5 protein-coding genes and 1 riboswitch are annotated in these 4,364 nt (G+C 76.0%); all 5 genes read left to right on the top strand.

Going from position 1 to position 4,364, the window contains the following annotated elements; all coding sequences use genetic code 11:
- Positions 1-538: cobalamin biosynthesis protein (locus NH602_RS28505; protein WP_253069420.1), on the top strand; the 538-nt coding region annotated here is incomplete at its 5' end.
- Positions 535-1,755 (top strand): uroporphyrinogen-III C-methyltransferase, encoded by a 1,221-nt coding sequence (gene cobA, locus NH602_RS28500; protein ID WP_073574297.1) that lies wholly within the window; start codon positions 535-537, stop codon positions 1,753-1,755. The genes NH602_RS28505 and cobA, both read left to right, overlap by 4 nt.
- 52 nt (positions 1,756-1,807) lie before the next feature.
- The gene (locus NH602_RS28495) at positions 1,808-2,317 is read left to right on the top strand and encodes a MarR family winged helix-turn-helix transcriptional regulator (protein ID WP_083658079.1); all 510 of its coding nucleotides are present in this window, start codon (positions 1,808-1,810) and stop codon (positions 2,315-2,317) included.
- Positions 2,314-3,903, top strand: coding sequence for a chloride channel protein (locus tag NH602_RS28490; protein ID WP_253069419.1), 1,590 nt, complete (start codon positions 2,314-2,316; stop codon positions 3,901-3,903). Before NH602_RS28495 ends, NH602_RS28490 begins: the two co-directional genes overlap by 4 nt.
- Positions 3,900-4,088: riboswitch (cobalamin riboswitch) on the top strand. Its footprint overlaps the gene before it by 4 nt.
- 34 nt (positions 4,089-4,122) lie before the next feature.
- Positions 4,123-4,364: hypothetical protein (locus tag NH602_RS28485; RefSeq protein WP_253069418.1), on the top strand; the 242-nt coding region annotated here is incomplete at its 3' end.

The following is a 4,364-nucleotide window of genomic DNA, read 5'->3' as shown; positions in this document are numbered from 1 at the left end:
GGAGCCTCCGCGGGCCGAGCGCTCCGCTCCACGGCCGGTGGTCATCGTCGGGGTGGGGCTGCGGCCGGGCACGTCCGAGGCCGCGGTGCGCGCGCTGCTGGACCGGGTCGCCGCCGCGCACGGGCTGGAGCTCGGGGCCGCCGTCGTCGCCGCCCTGGACCGGCGGGCGTCGGAACCGGGGTTGCGGGCGGCCGTCGCACCGCGGGAGCCGCGCGGGTTCGCGGCCGCCGCGCTGGCCGCGGTCGCGGTACCGCGGCCAGATGCCCGGGTCGACGCGGCCGTCGGGACCCCATCCGTCGCAGAGGCCGCCGCGCTCCTCGCCGCCGGCGACGGGGCCCACCTGATCGTCGGTAAGACCGCTGGTCAGGGCGTCACCGTCGCCGTGGCCGCCGGATCGGCGGATGTGGGATTGCCCTCCGGGGCCTCCTCCGAAACATGCGGGCCCGGCTATCGTCCGGCGTCGCCGTCGAGCGGGGGGCCCGCGCAGGGAACCGCTGCCACCGCCGGGCGTCGGAGTCCGGGAGAGGAACGTCGTTGAACGCGCACCACGAGCAGTACCTGGTCGGGCTGGACCTGGCCGGCCGCCGGGCCGTCGTCGTCGGTGGGGGACAGGTCGCCCAGCGCCGTGTCGCCCGCCTGATCGCCGCGGGAGCGGTCGTCGAGGTCGTCTCGCCCGAGGTCACCCCGGCGGTCGAGGGCATGGCCTCGGCCGGGGAGATCACCTGGACGGCCCGCCGCTGGACCGACGGCGACCTCGCCGGCGCCTGGTACGCGATCGCCGCCACCGACGAGGCCGCGACCAACGCCGCCGTCGTCGCCGAGGCCGAGCGGGACCGCGTGTTCTGCGTCCGCGCCGACGACGGCGACAAGGGCACCGCGGTCACCCCTGCCACCGGCGGCTACGACGGGCTCACCGTCGGCGTGCTGGCCCGGGGCGCGCACCGGCGGTCCGCGGCCGTGCGCACCGCGCTGGTCGAGGCGCTGGCCGCCGGTGTCGTCGACGAGTCGGCCGAGCCCCCGCAGGCCGGTGTCGCGCTGGTCGGTGGCGGTCCGGGCGACCCGGAGCTGATCACCGTGCGCGGACGGCGGCTGCTGTCCCGCGCCGAGGTCGTCGTCGCCGACCGGCTCGGCCCGCGCGACATCCTCGACGAGCTGTCCCCCGAGGTCGAGGTCATCGACGCCTCCAAGATCCCCTACGGCCGCGCCATGGCCCAGGAGCGGATCAACGAGCTGCTCATCTCCCACGCCCGGGCCGGGAAGTTCGTGGTCCGCCTCAAGGGCGGCGACCCGTTCGTCTACGGCCGCGGGTTCGAGGAGGTCCAGGCGTGCGCCGCGGCCGGGGTGCCGGTGACCGTCGTCCCGGGCATCACCAGCGCCTTCGCCGCACCGGCCGTCGCCGGCACGCCGGTGAGTCACCGCGGGGTCGCGCACGAGATCGTCGTCGTGTCCGGGCACGTCGCGCCGGGTGACCCGCGCAGCCTCACCGACTGGACCGCGCTGGGCCGGATGACCGGCACGATCGTGTTGATGATGGCCGTGGAGCGGCTCGGGAAGTTCGCCGAGGCGCTGATCTCCCACGGCCGGCCCGCCGACACCCCGGTCCTGATCGTGCAGGACGGCACCACCCGGATCGAGCGATCGGTGCGCGCCACCCTGGAGACCGCCGAGCAGGTTGCGGCCGAGCAGGAGATCAGCCCGCCGGCAATCGTCGTGATCGGGCCCGTCGCGGGGTTGCAGGCGCCCGTCGGGGGGTGACCCCGGCAACTCGTTGCACATTGCAAGTTTGCAATATGCAACGATCGCGGGCGTGACGGACGAGATCGATGACGTCGTCGACGCGGTGATGACCGCGAGCCGGGCGATGCTCTCCGTGGTGGCCCGGTCCCTGGCCGCCGCGGGCGAGCACACCGGCGGTGACACGGCCGGCGACGTGACCCTGCCCCAGTACCGCGCGCTGGTCGTGCTGGCCCAGTACGGCACCCGTCGACCGGCCGACCTGGCCAGGGCGCTGACCGTGTCGGCGTCGACGGCGACCCGGATGTGCGACCGGCTGGTGACCCGCGGCCTCGTCGCGCGCACCCGCACCGGTGACGACCGCCGCGAGGTCGCCGTCGCGCTCAGCCCGGCCGGGCGGGCGCTCGTCGACGAGGTCACCCGGCTGCGCCGCGCCGAGATGCACCGGCTGCTCGCGACGCTGCCCGCCGCCGAGCGCACCGCGGTCCGCGACGCGCTGCGCCGCTTCGCGGAGGCCGCGGGCGAGGTCGGCGAGACCGACTGGGCCGTCGCGCCCGTGCCCGCCGAGGACGGTGCCCGGTGACCGCGGTCCGCGCGCTGCACCGCGCGCTCGTCGGCACCCGGCCGGGGCTCGTCGGCCTGGCGACGGTCATCGGGATCGGTGCCGGCATCGGGTCGGTGCTGTTCCACGAGCTGATCCTCGGTGTCACCTGGCTGGTCACCGGTCGGGAGGACTTCTCCGACGCCGGCCGGGTCGCCTCGCCGCACCTGCCCGGGCTGGGGGTCTGGTTCCTGCTCGTCGCCCCGGTGCTCGGCGGCCTCGTGTACGGCCCGCTGGTCCAGCGGTTCGCGCCGGAGGCCCGCGGGCACGGGGTGCCGGAGGTGATGCTCGCCGTCGCGCGCCGGGGCGGGCGGATCCCGGCCACCGTCGCCGCGGTGAAGGCGCTCGCGTCGGGGATCTGCATCGGCACCGGCGGCTCCGTCGGCCGGGAGGGCCCGATCGTGCAGATCGGCTCCGCGCTCGGCTCGGCCATCGGGCAGTGGCTGCGGGTGCCCGCCACCCGGCTGGTCCTGATGGTCGCCTGCGGCGCCGCGGGCGGGATCTCCGCGACGTTCGACGCCCCGATCTCCGGGGTGGTGTTCGGCCTGGAGCTGATCCTGCGGTCGTTCAGCGCCGAGGCCTTCGGCGTGCTGGTGATCAGCTCGGTGGTCGCGAACGTCGTCGCCGAGGTGATCGCCGGGGACCGCGCGATCCTGACCCTGCCGCACTTCGACCTGGGCAGCCCCGCCCAGCTGCCGCTCTATGCGCTGCTCGGGCTGCTCGCGGGGCTGCTGGGCTGGGCCTTCGCCCGCATCCTCTACGCCGTCGAGGACGCCTGCGACGCCGTCTGGCACGGCCCGGAGTGGCTGCGCCCGGCCGTCGGCGGGCTGCTGCTCGGCGGGCTGCTGCTGGCGCTGCCCCAGATGTACGGCGTGGGCTACCCGGTGCTGGAGGCCGCGATCGGCGGCCGGTACGTCGTCGGGTTCCTGCTCCTGCTCGTCGTCGGGAAGATCCTCGCCTCCAGTCTCACCATCGGCATCGGCGGGTCCGGCGGCGTCTTCGCGCCGTCGCTGTTCGTCGGCGGCACCGCCGGGACCGCTTTCGGCTACGCCGCCGCGGCCCTGTTCCCGGCGCTCGACCTGCACCCCGGCGCGTTCGGCCTGGTCGGCATGGCGGCGGTGTTCGCGGGGGCCGCGCACGCTCCGATCACCGCGGTGCTCATCGTGTTCGAGCTCACCGGCGACTACGCCCTGATCCTGCCGCTGATGGCCGCCGTCGTCCTGGCCACCGGCCTGTCCAACCTGGTGTCGCGGGACAACATCTACACGCTCAAGCTGCTGCGACGCGGGATCGACCTCGCCGCCGACACCCCGACCGACGAGGCGCTGCGCCGGGTCGTCGTCGCCCAGGTGATGCGGCCCGCCGACGGCACGACGCCCGACCCGGAGCTGCCCGTCCTGGACCCGGACGGCTCCGTGCACGACGTCCTCGGGGTGCTCGCCGCGCACCGGGGGGCGGCGCTGCCCGTGCGGGAGGGGCCGGACGGGCCGCTGCTCGGGACGCTGACCGAGCACGACCTGCTCGACCATCTGCGGGGAGTGCCCGGGCGGGGGACGGTTGACCGCTGACCCGGTCGCGTGATGGGCTCCGGCCGACGACGGAACAGGAAGCCGGTGCGAGTCCGGCGCGGTCCCGCCACTGTCACCGGGGAGTGCCCTCCCCACACCGGCGCCACCGCCCGCGAGGGTGGGAAGGCCGGGGAGGGCGTACCGATCCGGGAGCCAGGACACTGCCCGTCGTCGCGGATTCCCACTGATGAGGGCGCGGACCCTCGAGGAGGACATGCGATGAGCCACGACCTGGTGGTGCTCGGTACCGACCCGTCCGGCGACGACGCGCCCCGCGCGGGTGCGCACGACCTGCTGGCGGAGGCCGGGACGGTCTTCGCCTTCCCGCAGGCCGAGTCGACCGCCCTGTTCTACGCCGAGGCGTGGCGGGTCGAGCCGGTCACGCCGCGCGACGCCGTCGCCCGGATCGGGGCCTGGGCCGCCGCCGGGCCCGCCGAGGCCGCGGTGCTGCTGGTCGGGGG

This window comes from Pseudonocardia sp. McavD-2-B (assembly GCF_024124365.1).
Lineage (GTDB): Bacteria > Actinomycetota > Actinomycetes > Mycobacteriales > Pseudonocardiaceae > Pseudonocardia > Pseudonocardia alni.
Note: the sequence above shows the minus strand (reverse complement) of the source record. Positions and strands in the feature narration are given on the sequence as shown.